Source organism: Paenibacillus piri, from assembly GCF_004354045.1.
Taxonomy (GTDB): Bacteria; Bacillota; Bacilli; order Paenibacillales; family NBRC-103111; genus Paenibacillus_S; species Paenibacillus_S piri.
This window is the reverse complement of sequence record NZ_SMRT01000004.1, coordinates 182,322-206,023: the sequence shown is the minus strand read 5'-3', so window position 1 is coordinate 206,023 and position 23,702 is coordinate 182,322. Positions and strand designations below refer to the sequence as shown.

Here is a 23,702-nt window from a genome sequence, read left to right as displayed (position 1 = left end):
CGATGATTTTTGCGCAATGGGATTACGGGCTTTTTCAGCTCATTAATGGATGGGCAGGCGGTGAATCGCCGCTGAATCCGGTTATGAAAATTTTTTCGGAGAATATTGAATATTTATTTTATGCGGGCATCATTACTTATTGGTTTACGCGCTTGTTATCGAATCGCAGAATGGTTGCCGAAGCTTTATGCTCCGCCGTTGTGGCGATGAGCATTAGTGCGGCGATCGGGATGTTCTTTTATCGCGACCGGCCGTTTGTGTCCCATCACGTGTTTCAAATGATCGATCATGCGGCTAACGCGTCATTTCCAAGCGATCATGCGATCGGAGGCTTCGTCATTGCAACCTCGATATGGCTGTTTCGCCGAAAAGAAGGCTACGTGTGGCTGGCAGTGGCCGCAATAATCGCGTTTTCCCGCGTATGGAACGGCGTGCATTATCCGTTTGACGTCGTTGCCGGCGCGTTGATCGGCATTCTGACCTCCGTGAGCGTCCATAAGCTGTTCAAGCATTCGGCGGTTGCGCAAAAATGGCTGTCCCGGAGCTTATCGTTGTATGAGAAATTGGAACAAAAGGTTTGGGTCCGGTCGTAAATCATAGGGGGTTGAAAGAGTGAAGTGGGTAACGAGAGAAAATGCCAATGTAGAGCGCGTGGCCTGTCCCTGGCTTATTCTGAAGTTTATTGATCCGGAAGCGGAATTCGAGTTCGTGCCGAACGATACGAATCCGGCAACGATTAAGGACGGTATTCCATTCGATATGAAGGGGGTCGAGCTCGGGCATCACTATGGCCGCTGCAGCTTCGAGTCGATGCTGATCAAGTACGGGCTGACCGACAACGTAGCCCTGGTTCTTATGGGCTCGATCATTCATGGAGCCGATATCCCGATCGATATCGACATTACGCCCGAATCGGCGGGGCTGCGCGCCATCGCCTTCGGGTTTCATTACTTGGGCATCGGCGACCATGAGAAAATCAGGCTGCAGCTGCCGATGTACGACGCCTTGTACGCCTGGTGCGAGCGCAAGACGGGAGGCGGCGGCAGCCTTTAAAGGCTCTGCAGCTGCTTGCGAAGCCGGTCGATCCGGACGCGGACCTTGCGGCCGGTTTCCGCTTCAAAGTAATCACGGGCCTCGATCGCTTGAAACTGCTTGAGCAGCTTTTGAAACTCTTCGCGGATTTTGCGGAGCTGCTCGTCGTCAAACTCCCACAATTCTTCTTCTTCGAAATAGCTGTGAAGCCGTTCGATGGCCGGGATTAATTCGTTGTACTCGTCAGTCCGGGCCAAATTAAACTGATCTACCATTTCCTGATCTTTTTCCGCGGCGAACGTGCTGGACAGGAAGGTCGATTCCTGGCCTCCGAATTCGCGCACTTTTTCGCCTAAAGCGCCGATAAATAAATGAACGTCGTCGGAATCGGGCAGCAGGCATACGCCATCCTGCAAATAAATGGCCCCGAATTTCTTGAGCTCCCGCCACAGATAAGCGCGGTATTTGGTAGGCTGGGGCGGTACTTTATATATAAATATAATCCATTTCATATCTACGAATGCTCCTTCAATAAGTTAAAGTAATCATAACATAGATACAAAAAAGCAGCACCTTTACCGGACAGGCTAAAGAGTGCTGTTTGGTATGTAAGGAAGACTATCGCGTCTTTCTCCGGTATTCCATCGTCAGGCTTAAAATCAAGGTCAGCAGCGTCAGCACGGTTAATACCCACGCTCCGGCCGACGGGCTGACATTCATATCGAGAAGACCGCCCGTCAGGACAATGGATAGCAGGATGCCGGCCGCCAGCCACCAGTCATCAATAATGAGTCCCAAGATCGTTTGAAATACGGCTTTCATGGCTTTTCTCCTTCCGCTTTTGAAGATGGCGCAGGACGCCGACGCATCCGAATGATACGATCAGCAGCGCAGCGATCAGCAGCAGGATGGAGGCGTCTTCCTTCCACCAATCTACACCGACTCCTTCGCCCACCCAGAACACGCCGAACCCGCTCAGCATCAAGCCGACAACGAATTTCATCGTATTCTCGGGGATCATCGCCAGCGGCTTGCGCAGTATAATGCCGGCAATGATGACGATCACAACGCCGATGACGCTGCCGAGGACGGCCGAGCCCATCGCGTTCGCGGCCAATCCCAGCGTCAGCACGATGAAAATCGCTTCGATTCCTTCCAGCAATACAATATTGAAGGTGGTCGTGAAGCCGAACCAATCCATTTGGCCTCTGCCTGCGGACCGATCCTGTCGCTGCCGTCGCAGCTCTTCCTCATACGCTTCATTTTCCAGGTGGAGCGCCTTCAGTCCCGAATAGCGAAGTATCGCTTTGCGCAGCCAAAGCATCCCGAACAGCATCATGAGCACGCCGATGACGAGTTGAAATGCGCTCACATGGACGAAGCTCATCAGCGGAACGCCGAATACAGCGACAAGCGCCGTCAGCAAAAGGACGGCCAGCGCCATACCGGAGAGCGAGCTTTTCCAGCCCTTTGTAACCCCGACGGCCAAAACGATCGTGAGAGCTTCAACGAATTCGACGGCCGTCCCGAGAAAGCTGGCGGAAATCACATAAAAATTCATTCGTTAAGAACTCCTTTCATTTATTGAATTTGTAACTGTTGTTATAAAGTAACAGTCGTTACATTTACATCTTAGGCGAAATCACGCTTTTTGTAAATAGCCAAAACCGCCAGTCAAGCTCAAATGAAAAATTTTAATCCGATTTTGATCGCCGACGTTGTACAATTGCCATAGGCTGGACGGTCGCTTCGCAAATATTTGCCTTATTCGATGACATTTTCCAAGGCGCATTTACGCCAAGCCATGAATCAATATTCGGAGCTGTTCATCAAGCCTGTGAGCGGCAGCGTCGGCAGCGGAGTTATTAAAATCAAGCGAAGCGGCGGAGGACGCTGGAACGTGTATTGGAAAAGGGGAAAGCCCGCGCAAACATCGGCGGCGCAGACGGTCGCCTTCCTCATGCGGCAAGTCGGCGGCCGATCGTACTTGATCCAGGAGGCCGTACCGCTGGCGAAATATAAAGGAAGGCCGTACGATCTGCGCGTTGCCGTGCAACGGGGGCAGACCGGTCAATGGCAAATGACCGGCATGGTCGGCAAAGTGGCCGCCAAAGGCAGTCATGTTACGAATGTGGCGAAGGGCGGCAGGGCAAAAGGCTGCGAGCGGCTATTCCGGCATTCGGGCTTGCCTGTGGCTGCGACGAAAAGAGATGTCCGTCAGGCATCCCTGAAAATTGCGGCTTTCCTGGGAAGGAAGCTGCCGCATCTGGCCGATCTGGGGCTTGATATGGGCGTCGACCGGAACGGCCGCGTCAAATTTATCGAAATGAACTGCCGGGATCAGCGGTACTCGTTTAAATTGGCCGGAATGCGCAGCGCATTTTACGAGACGTACCGAACGCCGCTTGCATACGCGAAATTTTTGACGAAAGCGAACTTGTCCTCCAGGAAGAAGTAACCGAAGCTCCGCTTGCCTGGGCTTATTGCATATGGCGGACCTGGATTTGACTTCGTCGGAAAACAGGCAGATGGAGGTGAGCCGGATCGAGATGGTGTCGTTTTGTCGGGAAGCTGCGGACCTGCTGCGCAAGCTGTATGAGCACGACATACCGAGGTTGTGGAGTTCATCCCGGGGCAGCGGCTCAATTAGCAAATATACACTGTACTGGGTATGTATACGCTATTTTTATTTTGTCAATAAACCAATGATTAGAAGATTCTCATGAATTTCTCATCTTGTCTGTTTAGGCTAAGCAGAGCCTGACTTTCCTCCTCCTTTGGTAAATTGTGGGATTTTTGAATGTGGTATAGTTTTGTTAGGCGATCAAGCTAACACACCACATGCATTGGAGGAGTAAGTCATGAACAACACGAACAAACACCGCTTTGCCAAAACATTGGTTGGGATTACGCTGAGTCTGTCCTTGATGGTACCGGCGACGATAGCGCTTTCGTCCGCTCCCGCCCACGCCGCTTCGGTTACAGCCCAATCGTCCAAAGCCGCCGGCATTATTCAGACGGGGCAGCGTTTCAAAGGGGTCCGTTATCAGTTTGGCGCCCCGGCGGGAAGAACGGATGTATTCGACTGCTCGTCCTTTACGCAATATGTATTTAAGAAAAACGGCATCAACCTGCCTAGATCTTCGCAGCAGCAATCGAAGGTAGGCCGTTTCGTACCGAAAAATCAGCTGCAGCCGGGCGACCTCGTCTTCTTCTACTCGCCGATCCATCACGTCGGAATTTATATGGGCAACGGCAAAGTTTTGCATACGTACGGAAAACCGGGTGTAACCGTTTCCGATATGAATTCCGGATGGTGGAAAACCCATTATAATACGGCTCGCCGCGTACTCTAGTCGACGACGGCGGCAATCTTCAATAAAGAAACAAAGTCCGCTGCGCGTACGGGACTTTGTTTCTTGCCGTTATCGCGCCTGTTGACGTTTAAATGTTCCGGCATTTTCAAATACTACCTGCTGGAGGGATTTGAATGGCAATGTGGCTGGACATTATAATCAGGTCGGCGATGGCGTTTACGCTCATCATGCTCATTACACGGATCATAGGCAAGCATACGATTTCCAGAATGACTTATCACGATTTTGTCGCCTCAATCACGTTGGGGGCGATTACCGGCAATATCGCGTTTAATACGCATTTAAAGACGTGGCATCTTATCCTGTCCTTTTTAACGTTTAGCGGGATTGTTTATCTCGTCTCCTTTATTTCTTTAAAAAGCCGGTGGTCGCGCAAATGGCTGGCGGGCCGCCCGACCGTCGTCATCGAAAAGGGCAAAATATTGGAGCAAAATTTGCGGAAAATCCATTTTTCGCTGGATGCGTTAAATCAGGAGCTGCGGGAAAAGGACATTTTTGACCCGCAAGAGGTGGAATATGCGATTCTTGAGCTGAACGGCAAGCTGTCCGTTTTGAAGAAGCCGGAATACTGTCCGGTTACGCGGAAAGATTTGGGGCTGACCGGCAGCGCCGTTCCGCAATTTCCGGTCGAGCTCGTGATGGACGGAAAAATATTGACCGACAATTTGCGGCAGTCCGGCCTGACGACGGGATGGCTTGCCCGCCAGCTGCGGGAACACGGTGTGAGCGCGGAAGAAGTATGCTACGCCGTTAAAGGAACGAATGGCGAGCTTTTCTACGATCTGTACGAGGATCGTATCCGGCATCCGGTCGATCAGGAGTAGGCGGGTATTTCAAGCACGGGAAACGTGTACAATTAAATCGTGCATCGCCGGTCAGGTTCGTTTATACTGGTAGTATCTGGATAAACAGGATGATCAAGGAGGCGATAAGCATGGCCGTACATCATTTTCAACCCGACGCTTATAAAAATACAATTGGACAGCATCCCCCCGTACTGCATATTGCCGATGGGGACACCGTAATCACGTCTACCGTTGACGCTAGAGGCTGGGACCGGAGCGGGGAAGCCGCGGCGAATCGGGGCAATCCGATGACGGGCCCGTTCTACGTAGAGGGAGCGATGCCGGGGGATACGCTGGAAGTGCGGCTTGAAGCCATGACGCCTAACCGGCCGTGGGGATGGACCTCCAATATGCTGGCGCCGCATGTCGTAAATCCGCACGCGGCTGCCGCTCTGCCGCCGTCGGAGCTTGCGCGCTGGACGGTGGATACCGTCGAAGGAACCGCCGCTCTGGAAGCGCCGACATCCGGGCTGGAACGGTTGAAGCTGGAAGTGCGCCCATTTCTCGGATGCTTCGGGGTAGCGCCTCCGAAAGAACAGTCGATCTCAACGGCAACGAGCGGCGAATATGGCGGCAATATGGATTATAAAGGATTTGTCGAAGGCGTATCCGCTTATTTTCCCGTGTTTGCCGAAGGCGCATTATTTCATCTGGGCGACGGTCACGCCCTGCAGGGTTGCGGCGAAATCGTCGGCACCGGGATTGAAATATCGCTTGATGTCCGGTTCTCCGTGCGAGTGATCAAAGGCAGGACGATTGGCTGGCCAAGAGGAGAATCGCCGACGCATTTGTTCACGGTTGGCAACGCCAGGCCGCTTGATCAGGCATTGCAGCATGCGACGACGGAGATGCTGACGCTGCTGCGCGAAGATTACGGGCTTGCCGTTTCGGAGGCGAGCATGTTGTTGGGAGTGGCGGTCGAATATGAAATCGCTAACGTCTTCAACCCCGCCTATAGCGTTGTATGCAAGCTGTCCAAGGAAGTTCTCTCATCGTTATCATAAAAATTCATTCCCGGTTTAAAATGGACGACCGTTCGGATTGCAGCGGAATGTCCATTTTTATTTAAGCGCGTCTATTTTTAAAAAATGAATTGACAATAAGTTAACTTGTAACTACGATAACTACATTGGACTTATAAGTGCCTCTAGAATAAGGAAGGATGAATGAACATGAATATTAGCAGTCGATTCGCCGTTGCGATTCATATTCTTTCTTTGCTGGAAGTCAATAAAGCCGGGACGAATACATCCGAATTTATAGCCGGCAGCGTCAACACGAATCCGGTCGTCATTCGGCGAATTACAGGGATGCTCAGCAGAGCGGGCTTCGTTGAAGTGAAGCCGGGTGTCGCCGGCGCGAAGCTGCTGCGGCCCGTTTCCGAAATTACGCTGCTGGACATTTATCAGGCAGTCAATGTAGTGGAGGAGGATGCCTTGTTCAGCGTACACGATGCCCCGAATCCGGATTGCCCGGTGGGACGCAATATACAAGCTTCGATTATGCCGTTATTCTCCAGCGCTCAAAAAGCGATGGAAAATGTGTTGAAGCAAGTAAAGCTGCAGGATGTCGTCTATGATTTGAGTAAATAGATTGATTCCCGATTAAAATGCGGAGGTTCCATTGGAGGAGCATCCGCATTTTGCTATTTCCCAAAAATGCATTGACAAACGATTAAAATGTAACTATATTAGTTACAGGTGAATGAAATCGATTTTAATAAAATGGAGGTTTATGCGAAATGAAAATTGCAGTTATCGGAGCATCCGGGAAAGCCGGGACATTTATCGCAAAGGAAGCGATGAGCCGCGGCCATGAAGTGACCGCGATTGTCAGAGATGCGTCGAAGATCAACTATGTACATTCCATCGAGAAAGAGGTCTTCGACCTAAAAGCGGACGACTTGCGGCCGTTTGACGTTGTTGTTAACGCGTTTGGCACAGCGCCGGGTCAAGAGCAGCTTCATGTTGAAGCGGGGCGTGTGTTAATCGAAGCGCTGAAAGGCGCGCCCGACACAAGATTAATTGTCGTAGGCGGGGCCGGCAGCTTGTTTGTCGATGAAGCTCAAACGGTTAGGCTCATGAATACGCCGGAGTTTCCTAAGGAGTACTTTGCCACCGCATCGAATCAGGGAAAAAATTTGGACGATTTGCTGCAATCGAGCGGTATTCAGTGGACGTTCCTAAGCCCTTCCGCATTTTTTAACCCGGCAGGGGCAAGAACCGGAACGTACCAGACGGGGGAAGACCGGCTTCTGGTCAATTCAAAAGGTGATAGCTATATCAGCTACGCGGATTATGCCATTGCTTTGGTCGATGAGATCGAGCAACCGAAGCATCGCAACAAGCGGTTTACAGTGGTCGGCGAAGCCGAATAACGGTCAATGGACATATAAAGTAACGGAGCCCGGGCGTAGCCTCGGGTTTTTCGTTTTCGGCTGACACTGAGGCATTCCGGCAACGGCAAGTGCTGCAAGTTCAGCAACCGAAAGCACTTCGTTGCAGTGAATAGTATTGTTCATTAAGAAAAATAATAAAATTAAGCTTCGAACCGGAGCTGGTTTTGCTTAATGAATTCTACTTCATGTCAAGGGGGCTGCAACAGCTATGCGCATGAAATGGCGTTATGTGATAATGATTACCGCAATCGCTTTGCTATTTGCCGTCACAGCTTGTACCAAGAACAATACAACCGGACAAGCGGGCGGTACAACCGGAGGGACGACCGGCGGAGCAACAACGGGCGGAGGAACAACGACAGGGGGCGGCGCAGCTTCCGGAGGAACTACAACTGCGGCCAGTGCGGAAACGATTGCGAAGCAAAACTGTATTGCCTGCCACGGCGATACGTTCGACGGGAAGGGCGATTCGAAAAAGAATTTGCAAAAGGTCGGGTCGAAGCTGAGCAAAGACCAGATCTCCACAACGATTGCCAATGGCCGGAATGCTATGCCGGCATTCAAAGGCAGACTGAAGGACGACGAAATCGCAGCGTTGGCGGATTGGCTGGCAGCAAAAAAATAATCGAATCAAGCCGGGACATTCGTTTCCGAGGGCATACAATGAGGCTATCCGGACGCTGCTGGATGGCCTTTCTTTAGTTGAGCAAAAAGCTTGGCGCAACCTGGACTATTTCGTCCCCGCGTTGGCGAAACCGATTATCCTTCAATCGTTAAAACTACTTCTCATTTGACAGCGGGCTTCGACAGTATCCTTGGCCGAATTGGATTACTATGAAACTATCATATGAAATCTCACCGGATTAAGGGAATCCGTGTTCTAAAGGAGGCCGCTACATGAACCAAACGATAGTCCGCGAAGAAGAGCCGAGGATGCTGCCCGCCGTCACTGCCCTGGAAGCCATGCCGGAGCAGACCGGGAAACAGCCGAAGAAACCGAGACTTACGCTAAAAATGCTGCAAGCGCATATTTGCCGGCTAGAGGAGGAAAATGCCGCGCTTGCGCAAAGAATAAATCAATTGGAGCAGAGGACGGAGACGGCAATTCCGGCGCTTGCGGAGACAGCCGCTGCCGCTGAGTCTATAGCAGGTACGGAGACGTCTGTATCCATCGGCGAGACGGACAGCGGTTTTTGTACCGTAGCTCCGCTGGCCATCCGAACCCCCCGTTCCGAACGCCATCCATCGCCCAAAAAACAATCCGTTTGGAATCGAATCAGATCCTTTTGGTTTTAAAGCATTTTCGCACCAAAAACGTACAAGTTAAGCTACATATAATCTGTTTCATGTCTAAAGTCCCGCTTCCCTTAACGGCCCGGCTTCATTGCGAATAGGCTCAAGGTCAGTTTTCAAACGACGGGCGAAACGTTATTCTAGAAAATGGCACAGACAATGCTAATTTTCATAGAGAGAAGCGGAGCATGATAAATGAAGCAACTTAGAAAATGGGCGGCAATCATTACAATATGCAGTGTCATGTCGGCTTCAGTCGCAGCTGTTCAGGCTGCCGAAACGGCGAAATTTACGGATGTAAAGGCACATTGGGCCGAAAAAACAATTTACCAGCTTGTGGAACAAGGGTTGCTGGACGGATTCCCGGACAAAACTTTTCGCCCGGATGATCCGGTAACGGCGGATCAATTCATCAAAATATTGCTGCTATCGTATTCCCAGCTGTATCCGAACGGCGAGCGCAATTGGAAAACGTCATTTGTTCAGCAATTAAGTCCTGCCAATCAAAGCGTACTGAAGCAAGATTATCGCGACTTCTCGTTCAAGCCCGGCACAGTCGGCTATTGGGCGAAACCGTTTATCGATTTGGCCGGCGCGTTAAACCTGATCAGTAAAAATCAGTTTGCCGACTATAAAGCGAACCTGAAGCGGGAAGACGTAGCCGAGATCATCTACTATACGATTAAAGAAACGGAATATTTGGAGGATGAAAAATACAGCATCGGCTTGGCTTCGCAGTTCGGAGACTTTCAGAGCGTAACCTCCAGACAGCAAAAGTTTGTAAGCGAGGTCATCGCCAAAGGTATTATGGAAGGCTATCCGAACGGATATTTCGGAATGGGCCGCAATGTGACGCGGGCCGAAGCGCTGCGCATTTTGGAACGTTTGATGGATAAAAGCTTGCGTGTTAAGACATCCGGCCAGCAAAACGAGCTTGTCCGCGTAGTGCCGACAAAAGACGGAAGCTATAAAAAGCTTGTATTTCCCGAATCAAAAATGCTGCAAACGTACGATATGATGGAGGATGCAGGCAAGCTACGGGGCACGAACTACGATTTGGAGGAAACGACGCTGCGGCTGTTTAAGGATGCCGAGGCGAAAAATGCCGCCTTGAACGGAGCGACGGATTCCGCGCGGTTTTCCAACGAGGTGTCGTTGTGGTTGGAGCCGCAATACCGCACATATGGGGTGACAGTTAAAGTACAGGACGGCGTGCTGGCCCGGAATATGGAAAGCATTCGCAAATTTACCGATTATATATTCGGTTTTTCGGCGGATACGTTTTACGCGCAGTTTGTCAAAGTGTGCGAAAAAGTCGCCAGGAAAGAGGCGGTCGAAAACGCGACGATGCAAATAGGCGATTATTCGGTCGAAGTCCATGCAGAACCGGATAGCCGTACAATCATTTTCTCCATTTTACATAAATAAGGAAAAAGTTAGCCCGACAAGCCGTCTATGAAGTTTGTCGGGTCTATTTGTGTCCTTACGCATAAAATGCGGTACAGGATCAAAAAATAGGCATGACCAAAGGAGATGATCTTTAGCGATGGCTGACCATTTACAAAGCTTTATCCAAGACCTTATACATAAAAATGACGGTATTTTTAAAGACGCCGACTTTAAAGATTGCAAAGGTTCGGCAGCGGATATCGAGGAAATGCTTCATAATCTGGAGAGCACCGAGGTACATTTCAAAAGAAAGCTGTCCGAGCTGTCGGTCATTCACCCTCCGGATAAAGAAAAAATTATTTACTTGCAAGGTTTAGTCGACGGCATGAATCTTGCCATTAAGCCGCTGCAACTTTATTTGCAGTGCGACGGCGGCAACCATCCGGCCAGTTGAGCAGCCCATCGCAGGCTGTCTGATCGGTAAAGCGAACGATTGAATTGAACCGCCATCTTGAGCGTGGTTCCGGTATCCGTGTATACTTGAAAAGATACGGGGCGGAGGAAGGAATGCTTAGGATGGTAAAACGTTGGACAGGAATTGTAATGTATGGTTTGATAGCGATTGCAGTGCTCGTATACCGAGACCCTATACTCCGCTGGCTCGAAAGCGACGCCTCCGATCATATCGGCTGGATGATAGGGGCCGCTGCGCTGCTGGCTACCGTCCCGGTCGTTCCTTTCGGGGTCGTTGCGGGAATAATGGGGGCCAAATTCGGGCCGGTTGCGGGAGGATTGATCAACGTGGCCAGCTCGACGTTCGGCGCGCTCGTATTGTTTTGTGCGGTCAGGTTCGCATTCCGCGAGCAGGGGAGGCGCTATATCGCCCGGTTCCGGCAGCTGGACCGGTTTATGCGGTTTATGGAGCGCAACGCATTTATGGCCGTGCTGGCGGCGCGGCTCATTCCGTTCGTTCCGGCGCCGCTGGTCAATGCCGCTTCAGCGATTAGCGCGATGAAAGCGGGCAGCTTCGCGCTTGCGACCGCCCTGGGCAAAATTCCGGTCATGTTCGTATTTGCTTTTATCGGTCACCGGCTGCTGGAAAGCGTGTCGGCTGTACTATGGATTACGCTGCTGTATTTGTTGTTTCTCGCGGCCGTTTATGCAGGCTATCTGTGGTACCGCCGAAAATATTTATCGTCTTAACTCTCGAATCGTATTCCCGGGATACTATCATACCGCCAGAACATGGATAGGCATTCTCACATATAATACCTGTAACAAATTATTGGGATAGGAGTGCGAGAGCATGTACGGGTATTACCGAAACGGGTACCGGCAATTTGTACCCATATGGTCCACAAATTCTCAACAAACTTTGGAGCTTATCAAACAATCCGTTCAGGGCGAGCGTAATGACGAGTTATTTTATGACGAATTAATCAAGCTGGCTCCGACTTCCGAGCAGGCCGCAATCATTACTTCCATTCGCAATGACGAAAGAAACCATAACCGGATGTTTCGCGATATGTACTTGGAAATGACGGGGCAGCCGATCAGCGGCGTCAGCAACGAAACATTCAATAAGCCGCGTTCTTACGTCCAAGGGCTTGAACAGGCGTTAATGGGTGAACTTGCCGCTGTCGAAAAGTATCGCCGTATTTGGTTCGGTCTGCCCGCCGGGATTTATAAAGATACCGTACTCGGAATTATTTTGGACGAATTGAAGCATGCGGATAAATATAATTATTTGCTTCATTTAAGCGGCCGAAGAGAGCATGGCTAAATAGAAGCAGGTTTCCAGGGTCGCGTAAATCGCGGCCTTTTTTTATAATATCAGAATTTATATATTTTCAGCGGAGCTGAACAATTCTGATATTGCAAGAAAAGCCACATCTAAAACACGAATGTATCTTCATCGAAAGGGCTTCGGTCAGAAGCTTTTCTTATAATGACAGAAAGTATAAGTTTTCAGCGGAGCTGAAGCTTTCTATCATTGCAAGAAAACCTACATTTTAATCGCGGTCGCTCATCTTGGATAGGCCTCGATAGAGGCTTTCTTAGCAATGTTCTGAATATTGTCTAATGGGGACGTGCTGTTATCAACGAACGAATGGAAAATGATGGTATCAAGGCGATTTCTTTCGTAGGTTCACAACCGGTTGCCGAATACCCAAAAACAGTGAATATACTTTATTCCTTGCATACAGAGATAAAAATGACATCCGAACAACAGTTTGGATGTCATTTTTATAGTCACTTCAAGCGCAACTGAAACCGGGACCCGTCAGCTTAAAGCAGACCGCCTTAGTCCGTTAATATTCGCTTGCCATCGTCTGGGAATACGTAAACTCGTTGGATTTGGCCAATATTTTATTTTTCGAGTCCTTCACGATAATTTCAACCTTCATCGGAAACTTCAGCTTATCCGGCTGCAAGGGGGCCGACAGCTCGCCGCTGCTGTCCCATTTCGCAGCAACCTGCTCTCCGTTAACTTGCACGAAGCAGCTCTTCGGGAGATCGATGCCTTTTACCTTCAGCAGTTTGCCGTCAACGGACGGCTCCGTCCGAACGCCATCGATAACGATGCGACCCGGACCCAGCGCGTAATTTTTATCTTTAATTTTGTCTTGAAAGCCTTCGTACCCGTACTGCTTGCCGAACATAATATCGTATTGCAAATTTTGGTACGCTTTTAAATTTTCTTTGGAGATGCGCATGGCGGCATACTGGTTCTCGGGCGGGATGACGGGTATGCGTTCAGACAGCTGAGCCAAATAATCGGTATAATAGCTTCCCGGTCTTTGCGCCAGTTTTAATAAATAAGGACTGACAAAGGAAGGGCTCATATCGAGCTTATCCTTATGCTCCGGCAAATAGTTGTTCCAGACGAGCACAGGCACCCGGTACATTTTGTTCAGAAAATCAGGATCGTTTTCCTTCAAATAGCCGCTGTCTTTATAGGCGCTGTAATTTTCGCCGAGACTCGGCAGATGATCGCCGAAAAACAGCAGAATGGTCGGTTCCTTGCTGTTTTCGAAATGTGTCACAAGCCGCTTCAGCATATCGTCCGCTCCGAGCAGCCCTTGGGCATATGTTTCGAACAATCCTTTGGATTCGCCGCTCACGCCTGTGACTTCAATCGTGTTCTCTTTGAACTTGCCGGGATAATAGTGGTAATGATTTTGCATCGTATTGGCAAAAATAAAGTCAGGTCCGGAACTTGCGGTGCTCGCATCGATAATTTGCTTTGCCACCTCACGGTCGGCGAGATACGGTCCCTCGTAATCCGGAGCCATAAATTCCTGAGAAATAAACTTCGAGAAGCCGAAGTTCTCATACACTTTTTTGCTGTTGTAAAACCAGCTGTGGAACGCGTTGATCGCCGTCGAGGTATAGCCCTGCCGCGTCAATATGCCGGCTATGGAATCCACCTCATGCGTCACGTATTGATTGTACGGAATCGAGCCCTGCGGCAGGAAGCGCATCGAGTTGCCGGTCAGCACCTCGAATTCGACATTGGCCGTGCCTCCGCCGAATTGCGGCGAGAGCAGGGTGCCGCTCGTATACTTGGACGTCAGCTCATGGTAGAACGGGAGCGGATCGCGGCTGAAGGTCAGCCCTTTGACTTGGGTCGCGTCCCAGAACGATTCGCTCAGCACCACAATAATATTCGGCTTGCGGTCCCCGACAGCCGGTACAGCGGGCGGCACCGACTCGGCCACAGCGCGTATCGACTTTTCGTCGTAGCCATCCGGTTGATTCAAAAACAAATATTGAATGTTCATAATGGTCGAGAGGAGAAAGCCGTTCGTACGGACGTTTTCCGTCTGATCCCACGCCAGATTGTGAATGTTGGCCAAATTTTTCAAGGATACGGTTCCATCGTTATAGATTAAAGTCAGCAGAAAGAGGGAGACGATCCCCATGCCTAGACGCTGTTTCCAACGGAAGCGGACCGCAAGCCGCGGCAGCTTGTAAAGCAGCAATAAACTGACGGCAATAAAGATGATAAAGCCGGATATTACCGTAAAATTCAACAAGCCGCTTAAATATTGCGCCATATCTTTTGTTTCGCTGGTCAACAACAGATCCCACGGGAGAAACGGAACGCCCAATATTTCCAGCTTGATACCGCTCACCAAACCGAAGGCCAGACAAATGGACGCTACCAGCCAAAACGAAAGATGGAGTCTGCCCGTCAGCGCCGTAAACAGTAATATAAAGCCCAAAACAACAATGGCGTTAAGAACAAGTTCCGGCAGCGCATGGTACGTCCATTTGAACGTTTCCCCCCAAGCGCCCCTGCTTAATAATTCGACTAAAAATACGATCCAAAGCGACCACAGCAGCAGCGGAAATTTACGTGCCGCCCGCAAGCTCTGCGTTTGAACCGCGAGCTGAAGCTCCCCCATATCGATCACCACATTTACAATTTTGTCATATTAACTTTTTGTAAACAATGCTATCAGTATAGCACATCTTAGGCCGATTGGGATATTGGAACCGTTTTCCCATTTGTGTGGAAAAATAGTAAGTTTTAAGAGGGAATAAGTAGGGATGGTTGTGTCATAGAATGCTATATGCCGGCAAAGGTTTATTCGTATTCAATACAGTTTCCTCGTCTTGAATACGTTTATCCCGGATACACCTCATTTCATCCCAATGTTTAGGAGAGAAACCATGATGGATTTGGGAAATAAGATAAGAAAGCTGCGGGTGGAGCAAAACCGGAAGCTATCCGACATCGCCGCGGTATGCGGTTTTTCCAACAGTCTGTTGTCCAAAATTGAAAACGGGAAAACGATTCCGCCCATTTCGACGTTAATCAAAATCGCCGATGCACTCGGCACGAAAATTTCGCTGCTGCTCGACGATCAGCAAATAACCGGGACGATCCATACTACCAAGGAAACGAGCCTTTCCGGCTTTGTCAAGACGGATAAAGGCTATTCATTCTACGCCTATGCCGTCGAACGGGCGGATAAGCTGATGCAGCCTTTTCTGTTCGTCTCGAGGAAGGAGGAGAACGATCAGCGGAATGTGTTCAGCCATAACGGGGAAGAATTTATTTTTGTGCTGGAGGGGGAAATGCGCTATCGGGTAGGCGACATTGAATATACGCTGCGCCCCGGGGACAGCTTGTATTTCGATTCCGTTGAAAAGCATACGCTGGTTCCGCTGACGAACGAGGTGAAATATGTGGCGGTGTTTACGCAAACCCGGTCGGAGCCGCAAGGGGATAATTAAATCGCGCGAGCCATATTTGACAGGCTGGGCAGCCGAAGCTGCCCGGTTTTTTTTATGTTTAGGAAATTATGCGCAGCAAATTTCTGTGGATAACCGGGGACTTTGTTCGTTTGATCCGAAACGACAAGTCGGTAACTTCACTTTGTTTAACCTGGATAATTACGCTCGTCCATATGGCCGGCGGAGCCGGTAAACCATGTGAGCGAAAATACAGTGAATGTTAGTCAACAATATTGAATAAAGGTTTCGGCGATTGAATAGGAATAAAGTAAATACAAGCTGATGGCATTGAAAGCAGTTTACAGGATGGGAACTGGAAGGGAGGACAGCGGATCCCAAGAGAACGACAATAACGAAATGATGGATTTGAACCGGTTCGAGCGGCAGCTGCGGGTGGTCCCGTCAACGAACCGCCATTCCGGAAACGTTCAAGCTGCCAAAGACTGCTTGTTTATGACTATGGAGGAGTGATCTATGTGAAACGCGTTTCGTGTTCACTGTTAGCGTCTTGCGTCATGGTATCCATGATCGGATGCAGCGTCGCCGCGCCCGGCGCAAGCAAGCCCGCCCCCGGTGCGGGAGCCGCCCCAAAGCAGGACAGCGCCCCGGCACAACCGTCCGCTGCCCCGAATACGCCGGTAACGCTCAAGGCCGGCGGTGTTGAGTATCAATATACGAAGGCTGTCATTGAAGCTTTCGAGAAAAAAAATCCGGCTATCAAGATCGAATGGACAGCCGGCGGCAACAACTTTGAGGATGGCACGACACAGGCTTTGCTGCGTTCCGGCAGCGGGCCCGACGTGATGGTCATCGGCTCCGGCCCCGGGCGGATCGGCCTGCTGTCCAATGCCGGACTGATTTTGCCGCTGGAAGATACGATGAAAAAATATAATATCGAGAGCCGGTATCAAAAATGGGTTATCGACCAGACGAGAACCCAGGGGAAAGGCAAAGTTTACGAGCTGGTCGAAGGCGTCGACGTATTCTCCGTCTATTACAACAAAGACATGTTCGCCAAAAACAATTTGAAACCGCCTACAACGTGGGAGGAATTCATCGCCATCTGCGCCAAGCTGAAAAGCGTCAATATTCCGCCGATCGCCGCCGGCTTCCGGAACGGAATCGGAGGCGGCTGGATGCTCGGCAATCTGGTTGAAGCCGCGGCGGGCAAGGACCGGATGACGGATGTGATCTACGGCAGCGGGAAATTCGATCAGAAAGAGATCATCATGGGCGGCGAGATGCTGAAGCAGCTCGTGGACGGCGGCTATGTGAACGGCAAGGAAGCCAGCGCGATCGATCAGGCGCAGGCACAGGCTGCCCTGATTAACAGTCAGGCGGCGATGACCATATCATCGCAGGGCTTCATTGCGTCCGAACGGAAAAAAGGAACGGATGTCAGCAAGTTCGATTCGTTCCTGCTGCCGTCGCGCGAAGCGGGCCGGCCGGCACGGCCGAGCGCTGGATTGGCGCACAGCTGGGTAATCAGCGCCGCAACGAAAAACAAGGATGCCGCCGAAAAATGGCTCGAATGGGTATCCAGCGAGGAATACTTGAACATTGCCGCGCAAAGCGGCGGCAGTCTCGTGCCGGTCGTCGAGGCAGCCGGCAAGGTGAAGAACGATCCCGCCATTGAAGCGGCGAGCGAAATGCTGAAGAACGGAGCCGGCTACAACCCGAGCGTCTACTTGCCGGCGAAGGCGAAGGATGCCTGGTATGCGGCGGCCGACGGCATTGTGACGGGTACCGCGGCGCCCGCCGAGGCGTTTAAGGCGATTGAGGCGGAGATGGTCAAGGCCAAGCAGGCGAAATGACGGGGTCAAGCAGAGAAGGGAGTTAGAGTCTAAAATGCAATCGACAGTCGATTCCGAATGGAACAATACGTCGCTCGCACCGAAATCGCGCTCCGCGAAACATATCCGGGAATACGGGTGGGCCTTCCTGTTCTCGCTGCCCGCGCTCTGCTTTTACGTGGCGATTATTTTGATTCCGCTGCTCGTCTCGGTACAGCTCAGCATGTATGACTGGGACGGGATGATGCCGACGATGGATTTTGTCGGATTTGCCAATTTTACGTCGCTGTGGTCGGAGCCGAGGTTCCATATGTCGCTCGTCCGAACGTTCGTCTGGTGGGTGCTGCATGTTCTGCTTGCCGTAGGCGGCGGCCTCGTCACGGCGCTGCTCGTAGCCCAGATCGGGCGCGGACAAAGCCTGTTCCGCACGTTGAGCTTTCTGCCTCATGTGCTGTCGCTTTCGGTCGTAGGGATTATTTGGGCGCAGCTGTATCATCCGAAGATCGGCTTCATTAATTTGACCTTGAAGCAATTCGGTCTGGAAGCGTTGACCCGCACCTGGCTTGGCGATACGACGCTCGCGCTGCCCGCGATCAGCGTGGCCAGCTCCTGGCAGGCGTACGGCTTTTATATGGTGCTGTTTTTGGCCGGACTGCAGAGCATCGACCCACAGCTTTATGAAGCCGCGGTGGTCGACGGGGCGAAGCCGTGGCAGCGGTTCCGGTATATTACGCTGCCGTCGCTGCGCAATACGATGACGATGGTATTAAGCCTCGCGTTCATCGCTTCGCTCAAAGGCTTCGGCACCGTCTGGGCGATGACGGGCGGCGGCCCCAGCAACTCCACGGAGCTCGTTGCCGTGTATGTATGGCGGGACGCATTCCAAAGCTCGGAAATCGGCAGGGCTTCGGCGGCCGCTTTAACGCTTGGCGTTGCGGTCATTGTGTTGACGGTTCTATTCAACCAGTGGCGCGACCGGAAAGGAGATTAGCCGGTGTTTAATCAATCGACATATGGCTACCGGTCGACGGTTTATGCCGTCTTGATCGTCTTGACCGTGGCGACGCTGACCCCGTTTCTATGGGTATTGGCCAGCGCATTCAAGAGCAATTCGGAAATATTCGGGAGCGCGTCCCTGCTGCCTCAGTCATGGCATTGGGAAAACTTCACGACCGCCTGGACGGAAGGGAAGTTCGGCGTTTATTTCTGGAACAGTCTGCTGGTGGCGGTAACGGTGACGGCGCTGTTGGCCGTCATTGCCTGTCCGGCCGGCTATGCCTTCGCCAAGATGAGACTGCGAAAGCATCCGTCGCTGTTCTATGTGATTTTGTTCGGCATGACGATGCCGGCGCAATCGGTCATCATCCCTTTATTTTACCAGTTGAAAAGCTATGGGCTGATCGATCATTTGACCGGGCTGATCGTTGCCGAAGTCGGCCTGGAGGTTCCGTTCGCGGTCTATTTGATGCGCAACTTTTTCCGCGACTTGCCGGATGAGCTGATCGAAGCGGCGAAAATTGACGGAGCGGGGACATGGGGCGTATTCCGGACCATTATGCTGCCGTTGTCCAAGCCCGGCATGCTGGCGTTATCCGTATTCAGCTTTCTCGGCTCCTGGAACGAGTTTTTGCTTTCGCTGCTCGTGCTGATCAGCAATGACAAAAGAACGCTGCCCCTGGGCCTTATGCGTTTCCGCGATATTAACACATCGGATTACGGGGTCGTCTTTGCCGGCGTCGTGCTGGCCTTCATTCCGTCCATTATCATTTACGTGCTGCTGCAAAAGTCGTTCGTTCGGGGTATATCCAGCGGTTCACTCAAATAATCGGGAGGTTTTTGCCATGGAACAAGCAAACGTCAAATACAATTTCGAATACGATCGCAAGCTGAATATTTGCTTCATCGGAGCGGGCGGCCATTCGTTCCGCAACATTTATCCGACATTCCAATATGCGCCGGTCGATCTGGCCGCTATCTGCGATAAGGACGCGGATCGCGCAGCGGCTTATGCACGCCAGTTCGGGGCCAGGGCGGTATATACGGATTACCGCGAAATGCTGGAGAAGGAAAAGCCGGATGCGGTGTTCATCGTTACCTCGTACACACCGGAAGGCCGGGTGCAGGCGACGGATATTGCGCTCGATGCGCTCAAGGCGGGCGTTCACGTCTGGATGGAAAAGCCGACCGCGGCCAGTGTGGAGGAGGTACAGCAGCTGATGAAGGCGAGCCGGGATAACAACCGGTATGCGATGAGCGGGTTGAAGAAAGTATTTTTCCCGGCAATCGCCAAGGCGAAGCAAATTATTAGCTCGCCGGAGTTCGGCACGCCATCCTCGATCTATGTCCGTTACCCGCAGGACATACCAGCGTTCGCCGAGCGATCGGATTTGAGGAAGCTGAAAGGATTTCTGGACCATCTGTACCACCCGGCCTCAATCATCCATTATTTGATGGGCAAAATCGGCAGCATCGCGTATGAGCGCGAGCCGTTTAACGGCGGTACGGTGACGAATATGCGGTTTTTGAACGGGGCCGTCGGGACGCTGCACATGCCTGCCGGCGTATCCGGCAGCAGTCCGCTCGAACGTCTCGAGGTCGTCGGGAGCGGGGCCAACGTCGTGGTGGAAAACGGCGTGAAGGTGACTTACTATCGTAAAGCGGCCCGTCCGGCTTATGGCAGGTCCGCCTCTTACCTGGTCGACGATCAGGCGGCGCCGCTGCATTGGGAGCCGGAGCATTCGCTCGGCCAGCTGTATAACAAAAATATTTTCTACCTAGGCTACGTGCCGGAGGTGCTCCATTTTTGCGAAAGCATTCTGAACGGTCAACCGCCGCAAAAAGGAACGCTGGAGGAATCGCTGGAAATTGCCAAGCTGTTCGAGGCTTACCGGTATTCGCCCGAGGGCAGCCCGATCGTCATTAACGGGCAGTAGCCCGGCATTTTCAAGCCGGCCCGATTTTCGGATCAACCGGTTGAACCGGAAAAAACCTGAGGCGCCGGCCAGGCGCCGGCCTCAGGTTTTTGGCGCGGAATTAGGTTCCGGCCGTGACGACAGCTGATCGACCTTCGACTTCATCAAGGCGACGACCGTTCTTTTGTAACGGACCGCCAGGATCAGCACTTGAATTTGCTGCTTGCAGGTCAGTCGGTTAAACCGTGCAAGCTCCGTGTTCATAAAGGTGCGAATGATCGACCAGGCGGGCGGGGTCAGACGATCCAATCGCTTGAACGGCACGGCGGCCCGCCGTCTTTCGTTCCGCAGCCGGTGCAGCCACGATTCGAGCCGGGCGCAAGTCTTGCTCTCGTCGACGAGGCAAGGGGCGGTCAGCTTTTTCGTATGCTTGGTCAAAAAGTCGTAGCGATCCTGACCGAGCAAGACGGTGTAGGTCCCGTCTTTGCGGTTTTTGCGTACAACGAGCACATGCATGCAGTCCCAAACGAGGCTGCGGAGCTTGCGAAGCTTTGCGGTCATTATGGATGATAAACCGGGTTTGATCCGGCTGAGGGGTATATATTGAACCGTGAAGCGCATATCGATTCCCTCCTTACTTGAAAATATATGAAAGAGAAGTATTGTCCTAGACGCCCCGTCGATTCGGAAGTCGCAAAAATAAGAGAATGTGCTCTGTTTTTGGTATTATTTTCTTGTTATATTGGTATTTATGGCGACATAATCCGAAAGAATGGGGGGGCTCGGTTGAAGCTGTTTTGGTGCAAGATAGCCGTTATTTTCACGATCGCGTTCAATATAGCCGGTCTTTACGCCGCCGCCGCATACGCGGGAGAAGCGGGAACGGGCAGCGCCAAAGTGCTGGCGACGTCGCTGACGGTCCGCAGCCAGCCGGATGGCGAATCGCCGGCAATCGGATCATTGAAAAATAACGCGATCGTTTCCACCTTCGGGGAATCGTTCGGCTGGATCCAGGTCGCATACGGACGTACGACAGGCTGGGTAGCCGGCTATTATTTGCAAATGCTCGACGTTGACACGCCGGACAAGCAGGGGAAGGCCGTTCCCGCACAGACCCCGTCCAAGCCGTCCTCGCGAGCCGAGGTGTTGGCCGATTTATTACATATGCGCAAAGGCCCGGGCATGGACAATCCGGCTGTCCGCATCCTGGAGCTGGGCAATGCCTTACAAATACTGGACCGGCAAAATGACTGGCTGCAGGCGAAAACCGCCGACGGCGACACCGGCTGGGTGCTTGCCAAATATGTCGGAGAGCCTCAAAGCCAAAGCAATGGTCAAGGTCAAGTGAAGGCTTTATCGACGACGGATAAGGGCAAGGGTAAAGGAATCAATGGAAAGGTCATCGTCATCGACCCCGGACATGGCGGCAACGATAGCGGAGTCATCGGCAAGAAATACGGCACGTATGAAAAATCATTAAATTTATCGACGGCGCGTTACGTGGCGGACAAGCTGCGGGAAGCCGGCGCCCAGGCCGTTTTAACCCGGGAAAAGGACGAGAACGAGGAGCTGTCCGCCCGCGTAAAAATCAGCGAATCGAAAAAAGCGGACGCTTTCGTGAGCGTTCATTACAATTCTTCCCCGAAGCCGGTCAGCGGCACGCTGACGTTCTATTATTCCAAATCGAAGGACGAGAGCCTGGCAAGAAAGCTGGAGGCAGAGCTTAATCAGGCGTTGGAATTAAAAAGCAACGGGATTTCGTTCGGCGATTATCACGTGCTGCGGGAAAACGGCAGACCGTCTGCGCTCGTCGAGCTCGGATTTTTGTCGAATCCGAAGGATGAAGCCATCGCGCGCACCTCGGCTTACCAGCAGAAAGCGGCCGAGGCGATTGTAAACGGATTGAAGGCGTATTTCAACGATTAGCAAACATATGTTCTTGCATTATGCAGTCCTCGAAGTTAGCGGGGACTCTGCTTGGCGGAAGCCAGCCGGATTGTTCCGGCTGGCTTTTATGTGTGATGACGCCTTTGAAATTCATGATTCAGGAAATGGTGGAGATACTATCCATTATGTAACGAAAGGCGGGATCTGAAATTATGACAGCCAAACAAGCGTCAACACGCATAACACCTATGAGAATGCTGCTGCTGGGCGTGCTGCTGTCTCATCTTGGCACGTATATGGTCATTCCTTTGCTGCCGATTTATTTATCGGCGCGGAAAGGAATGGCCATCACGGAGATCGGCCTGATTTTGGCGGCAACGCCGTTTGCGTTTCAAGCGGGCAGCTTGCTGGGAGGGTGGCTGGCGGACCGGATCGGGCGAAGAACCGTCATCGCCGCGGGAGCATGGATCAATGCGTGCGCACTCGCCGGCTACGCCTTGTTCGGCAGCTTCTGGCCGCTGATCGGGATGGGGCTTTTGAGCGGCTTCGGTGTAGGCTTGAACGCGCCGTCGACCAAGGCGGCCATCGCGGCATTGGCCGAGACGGAGCAGCATGGCGACAGCGGCAAAACGACCGCTTTCTCGATCAGAGGGATCGTCGCGAACATCGGGATGGCGGCTGCCGGGCTGCTGACCTATTTTATCCTCGGCGGCGCGTCGGATTTCATTTTCTATACGGCGTCCGGCATTTACGCGGCTTCGGGTCTGATCAGCCGGCTATGGCTGCCCCAAGGAAGCGGCCGGGCGATTTCCGCGCAATCGTATGCGGCCATTTTTCAAAATAAGGCATTCGTCATATTCTCGCTGGTCATCATCTGTATTTGGGCGGTCTATACCCAGTTTTCGCTCGGGCTGCCGCTAAGGGCGGAAGCGGTGCTGCCGGATCCGGGCATGGTCAGCCTGATCTGGTCGATGAACAGCATCATCGTCATTGTGCTGCAAAGGCCGATTTCCAAATGGTTCATCGAAAAAACGCATCCCATGTACGTCTTATCCTTGGGACTGCTGTTTTTGGGCGGCGGGTTAGGCTCCATATATTGGGCGGCCAATTTCTACATGTTCATGTTGAGCGGGGCTGTCTTCATTATCGGCGAAATGCTGATCATGCCCACTATAGACGTTGCCGTATCGCGATTGGGCGCCGCCTCGATGATCGGCGTTTTTTTCGGCATTTCGAACTTTTTATCCGGCCTGGGCGAAAGCGCGGGGAAGTTTGCGGGCGGCGGGCTGTTGAGCCTGGGGACGCAATCGTTCGTTCCATGGCTCACTTATGCGTTATGCGCGGTTGTCATTAGCGGTATACTTGGCTTGCTTCGTTTTTGGCAGCCGATGGAAGAGGCTTTGGGCATGATCCAACCGGCTGCCGGCGTGCCGGCAGGCGCTGTCGAAGCGGCAGACCGAAGCCGCGACCGCGGCAAGCCGGGTGAAAGGGAGCGGGCCAAGTAAGGAAAAGCGAACGGGCGGGGATCG

At 52.0% G+C, this 23,702-nt stretch carries 26 protein-coding genes and 1 pseudogene; 22 read left to right on the top strand and 5 right to left on the bottom strand.

Annotation, left to right across the window (positions count from 1 at the left end; translation table 11 throughout):
- Positions 1-2: 2 nt before the first annotated feature.
- The gene (locus tag E1757_RS11390) at positions 3-593 is read left to right on the top strand and encodes an undecaprenyl-diphosphatase (RefSeq protein ID WP_246079147.1); all 591 of its coding nucleotides are present in this window, start codon (positions 3-5) and stop codon (positions 591-593) included.
- 19 nt (positions 594-612) lie between these two features.
- On the top strand, positions 613-1,053 hold the full coding sequence (locus E1757_RS11385) for a chromate resistance protein ChrB domain-containing protein (protein WP_133227876.1): 441 nt from the start codon (positions 613-615) through the stop codon (positions 1,051-1,053).
- On the opposite strand, the gene E1757_RS11380 is transcribed toward E1757_RS11385, so the two are convergent.
- The 3 genes from E1757_RS11380 to E1757_RS11370 form a co-directional block, all read right to left on the bottom strand.
- Complete coding sequence (locus tag E1757_RS11380; protein ID WP_133227874.1) at positions 1,050-1,544, bottom strand: Chromate resistance protein ChrB; 495 nt, start codon at positions 1,542-1,544, stop codon at positions 1,050-1,052. The two genes, E1757_RS11385 and E1757_RS11380, sit on opposite strands and share 4 nt — an antisense overlap.
- A gap of 106 nt (positions 1,545-1,650) precedes the next feature.
- The gene (locus E1757_RS11375) at positions 1,651-1,854 is read right to left on the bottom strand and encodes a hypothetical protein (protein WP_133227872.1); all 204 of its coding nucleotides are present in this window, start codon (positions 1,852-1,854) and stop codon (positions 1,651-1,653) included.
- Positions 1,814-2,593 (bottom strand): COG4280 domain-containing protein, encoded by a 780-nt coding sequence (locus E1757_RS11370; RefSeq protein ID WP_133227870.1) that lies wholly within the window; start codon positions 2,591-2,593, stop codon positions 1,814-1,816. Before E1757_RS11370 ends, E1757_RS11375 begins: the two co-directional genes overlap by 41 nt.
- Positions 2,594-2,788: 195 nt before the next feature.
- Between E1757_RS11370 and E1757_RS11365 the strand changes: the two are divergent.
- The 12 genes and pseudogenes from E1757_RS11365 to E1757_RS11310 all read left to right on the top strand — a co-directional run.
- A pseudogene (locus E1757_RS11365) lies at positions 2,789-3,490 on the top strand (YheC/YheD family protein); the annotation flags it as partial.
- A gap of 403 nt (positions 3,491-3,893) precedes the next feature.
- The gene (locus E1757_RS11360) at positions 3,894-4,388 is read left to right on the top strand and encodes a C40 family peptidase (RefSeq protein WP_133227866.1); all 495 of its coding nucleotides are present in this window, start codon (positions 3,894-3,896) and stop codon (positions 4,386-4,388) included.
- Between the two features lie 134 nt (positions 4,389-4,522).
- Entirely contained in the window at positions 4,523-5,233 is a 711-nt protein-coding gene (locus E1757_RS11355; protein WP_133227864.1) for a DUF421 domain-containing protein, read from the top strand.
- Positions 5,234-5,343: 110 nt separating this feature from the next.
- Complete coding sequence (locus E1757_RS11350) at positions 5,344-6,258, top strand: acetamidase/formamidase family protein (protein WP_133227862.1); 915 nt, start codon at positions 5,344-5,346, stop codon at positions 6,256-6,258.
- Positions 6,259-6,426: 168 nt separating this feature from the next.
- Positions 6,427-6,846, top strand: a complete 420-nt coding sequence (locus E1757_RS11345; RefSeq protein WP_133227860.1) for an Rrf2 family transcriptional regulator — start codon at positions 6,427-6,429, stop codon at positions 6,844-6,846.
- Between the two features lie 149 nt (positions 6,847-6,995).
- Positions 6,996-7,631, top strand: coding sequence for an NAD(P)-dependent oxidoreductase (locus E1757_RS11340; protein ID WP_133227858.1), 636 nt, complete (start codon positions 6,996-6,998; stop codon positions 7,629-7,631).
- Positions 7,632-7,860: 229 nt separating this feature from the next.
- Positions 7,861-8,277: a c-type cytochrome gene (locus E1757_RS11335; RefSeq protein WP_246079145.1), complete on the top strand. Its 417-nt coding sequence runs from the start codon at positions 7,861-7,863 to the stop codon at positions 8,275-8,277.
- 272 nt (positions 8,278-8,549) lie between these two features.
- Entirely contained in the window at positions 8,550-8,948 is a 399-nt protein-coding gene (locus E1757_RS11330; RefSeq protein WP_133227856.1) for a hypothetical protein, read from the top strand.
- A gap of 192 nt (positions 8,949-9,140) precedes the next feature.
- Positions 9,141-10,373, top strand: coding sequence for an S-layer homology domain-containing protein (locus tag E1757_RS11325; protein WP_133227854.1), 1,233 nt, complete (start codon positions 9,141-9,143; stop codon positions 10,371-10,373).
- Positions 10,374-10,491: 118 nt separating this feature from the next.
- Positions 10,492-10,788 carry a hypothetical protein gene (locus E1757_RS11320; RefSeq protein ID WP_133227852.1) on the top strand — a complete coding sequence of 99 codons (297 nt, stop codon included), beginning with the start codon at positions 10,492-10,494 and terminating at the stop codon, positions 10,786-10,788.
- 122 nt (positions 10,789-10,910) lie between these two features.
- On the top strand, positions 10,911-11,537 hold the full coding sequence (locus E1757_RS11315; protein WP_165972081.1) for a TVP38/TMEM64 family protein: 627 nt from the start codon (positions 10,911-10,913) through the stop codon (positions 11,535-11,537).
- 103 nt (positions 11,538-11,640) lie between these two features.
- The gene (locus E1757_RS11310; protein ID WP_133227848.1) at positions 11,641-12,117 is read left to right on the top strand and encodes a ferritin family protein; all 477 of its coding nucleotides are present in this window, start codon (positions 11,641-11,643) and stop codon (positions 12,115-12,117) included.
- Between the two features lie 529 nt (positions 12,118-12,646).
- Here the strand turns inward: E1757_RS11310 and E1757_RS11305 are convergent.
- Positions 12,647-14,746: an LTA synthase family protein gene (locus E1757_RS11305; RefSeq protein ID WP_133227846.1), complete on the bottom strand. Its 2,100-nt coding sequence runs from the start codon at positions 14,744-14,746 to the stop codon at positions 12,647-12,649.
- A 268-nt stretch (positions 14,747-15,014) separates the two neighbouring features.
- Here E1757_RS11305 and E1757_RS11300 point away from each other — a divergent pair, with 268 nt between their 5' ends.
- The 6 genes from E1757_RS11300 (at position 15,015) to E1757_RS11280 (ending at position 20,307) form a co-directional block, all read left to right on the top strand.
- On the top strand, positions 15,015-15,581 hold the full coding sequence (locus tag E1757_RS11300; protein ID WP_246079144.1) for a helix-turn-helix domain-containing protein: 567 nt from the start codon (positions 15,015-15,017) through the stop codon (positions 15,579-15,581).
- Between the two features lie 306 nt (positions 15,582-15,887).
- The gene (locus tag E1757_RS35745) at positions 15,888-16,052 is read left to right on the top strand and encodes a hypothetical protein (RefSeq protein ID WP_165972080.1); all 165 of its coding nucleotides are present in this window, start codon (positions 15,888-15,890) and stop codon (positions 16,050-16,052) included.
- Positions 16,053-16,057: 5 nt separating this feature from the next.
- On the top strand, positions 16,058-17,395 hold the full coding sequence (locus E1757_RS11295; protein WP_133227844.1) for an ABC transporter substrate-binding protein: 1,338 nt from the start codon (positions 16,058-16,060) through the stop codon (positions 17,393-17,395).
- A gap of 34 nt (positions 17,396-17,429) precedes the next feature.
- The gene (locus E1757_RS11290) at positions 17,430-18,365 is read left to right on the top strand and encodes a carbohydrate ABC transporter permease (RefSeq protein WP_133227842.1); all 936 of its coding nucleotides are present in this window, start codon (positions 17,430-17,432) and stop codon (positions 18,363-18,365) included.
- A gap of 3 nt (positions 18,366-18,368) precedes the next feature.
- Entirely contained in the window at positions 18,369-19,199 is an 831-nt protein-coding gene (locus E1757_RS11285; protein WP_133227840.1) for a carbohydrate ABC transporter permease, read from the top strand.
- A 16-nt stretch (positions 19,200-19,215) separates the two neighbouring features.
- Positions 19,216-20,307, top strand: a complete 1,092-nt coding sequence (locus tag E1757_RS11280) for a Gfo/Idh/MocA family protein (protein WP_133227838.1) — start codon at positions 19,216-19,218, stop codon at positions 20,305-20,307.
- 81 nt (positions 20,308-20,388) lie between these two features.
- On the opposite strand, the gene E1757_RS11275 is transcribed toward E1757_RS11280, so the two are convergent.
- Positions 20,389-20,907, bottom strand: coding sequence for a hypothetical protein (locus tag E1757_RS11275; RefSeq protein ID WP_133227836.1), 519 nt, complete (start codon positions 20,905-20,907; stop codon positions 20,389-20,391).
- Between the two features lie 165 nt (positions 20,908-21,072).
- Between E1757_RS11275 and E1757_RS11270 the strand changes: the two genes are divergently transcribed.
- Together E1757_RS11270 and E1757_RS11265 are read left to right on the top strand one after the other, a co-directional pair.
- Positions 21,073-22,212 carry an N-acetylmuramoyl-L-alanine amidase family protein gene (locus E1757_RS11270; protein WP_165972079.1) on the top strand — a complete coding sequence of 380 codons (1,140 nt, stop codon included), beginning with the start codon at positions 21,073-21,075 and terminating at the stop codon, positions 22,210-22,212.
- A 173-nt stretch (positions 22,213-22,385) separates the two neighbouring features.
- Positions 22,386-23,678, top strand: coding sequence for an MFS transporter (locus E1757_RS11265; protein ID WP_133227832.1), 1,293 nt, complete (start codon positions 22,386-22,388; stop codon positions 23,676-23,678).
- Positions 23,679-23,702: the final 24 nt, after the last annotated feature.

Coding starts and splice junctions, on each gene's coding strand:
- E1757_RS11320 (WP_133227852.1), top strand. CDS start 10,492: ATGGCTGACCATTTACAAAGCTTTATCCAAGACCTTATACATAAAAAT.
- E1757_RS35745 (WP_165972080.1), top strand. CDS start 15,888: ATGGGAACTGGAAGGGAGGACAGCGGATCCCAAGAGAACGACAATAAC.
- E1757_RS11350 (WP_133227862.1), top strand. CDS start 5,344: ATGGCCGTACATCATTTTCAACCCGACGCTTATAAAAATACAATTGGA.
- E1757_RS11380 (WP_133227874.1), bottom strand. CDS start 1,544: ATGAAATGGATTATATTTATATATAAAGTACCGCCCCAGCCTACCAAA.
- E1757_RS11310 (WP_133227848.1), top strand. CDS start 11,641: ATGTACGGGTATTACCGAAACGGGTACCGGCAATTTGTACCCATATGG.
- E1757_RS11375 (WP_133227872.1), bottom strand. CDS start 1,854: ATGAAAGCCGTATTTCAAACGATCTTGGGACTCATTATTGATGACTGG.
- E1757_RS11370 (WP_133227870.1), bottom strand. CDS start 2,593: ATGAATTTTTATGTGATTTCCGCCAGCTTTCTCGGGACGGCCGTCGAA.
- E1757_RS11280 (WP_133227838.1), top strand. CDS start 19,216: ATGGAACAAGCAAACGTCAAATACAATTTCGAATACGATCGCAAGCTG.
- E1757_RS11345 (WP_133227860.1), top strand. CDS start 6,427: ATGAATATTAGCAGTCGATTCGCCGTTGCGATTCATATTCTTTCTTTG.
- E1757_RS11300 (WP_246079144.1), top strand. CDS start 15,015: ATGATGGATTTGGGAAATAAGATAAGAAAGCTGCGGGTGGAGCAAAAC.
- E1757_RS11305 (WP_133227846.1), bottom strand. CDS start 14,746: ATGGGGGAGCTTCAGCTCGCGGTTCAAACGCAGAGCTTGCGGGCGGCA.
- E1757_RS11290 (WP_133227842.1), top strand. CDS start 17,430: ATGCAATCGACAGTCGATTCCGAATGGAACAATACGTCGCTCGCACCG.
- E1757_RS11340 (WP_133227858.1), top strand. CDS start 6,996: ATGAAAATTGCAGTTATCGGAGCATCCGGGAAAGCCGGGACATTTATC.
- E1757_RS11325 (WP_133227854.1), top strand. CDS start 9,141: ATGAAGCAACTTAGAAAATGGGCGGCAATCATTACAATATGCAGTGTC.
- E1757_RS11265 (WP_133227832.1), top strand. CDS start 22,386: ATGACAGCCAAACAAGCGTCAACACGCATAACACCTATGAGAATGCTG.
- E1757_RS11355 (WP_133227864.1), top strand. CDS start 4,523: ATGGCAATGTGGCTGGACATTATAATCAGGTCGGCGATGGCGTTTACG.
- E1757_RS11390 (WP_246079147.1), top strand. CDS start 3: ATGATTTTTGCGCAATGGGATTACGGGCTTTTTCAGCTCATTAATGGA.
- E1757_RS11330 (WP_133227856.1), top strand. CDS start 8,550: ATGAACCAAACGATAGTCCGCGAAGAAGAGCCGAGGATGCTGCCCGCC.
- E1757_RS11335 (WP_246079145.1), top strand. CDS start 7,861: ATGCGCATGAAATGGCGTTATGTGATAATGATTACCGCAATCGCTTTG.
- E1757_RS11275 (WP_133227836.1), bottom strand. CDS start 20,907: ATGCGCTTCACGGTTCAATATATACCCCTCAGCCGGATCAAACCCGGT.
- E1757_RS11315 (WP_165972081.1), top strand. CDS start 10,911: ATGGTAAAACGTTGGACAGGAATTGTAATGTATGGTTTGATAGCGATT.
- E1757_RS11360 (WP_133227866.1), top strand. CDS start 3,894: ATGAACAACACGAACAAACACCGCTTTGCCAAAACATTGGTTGGGATT.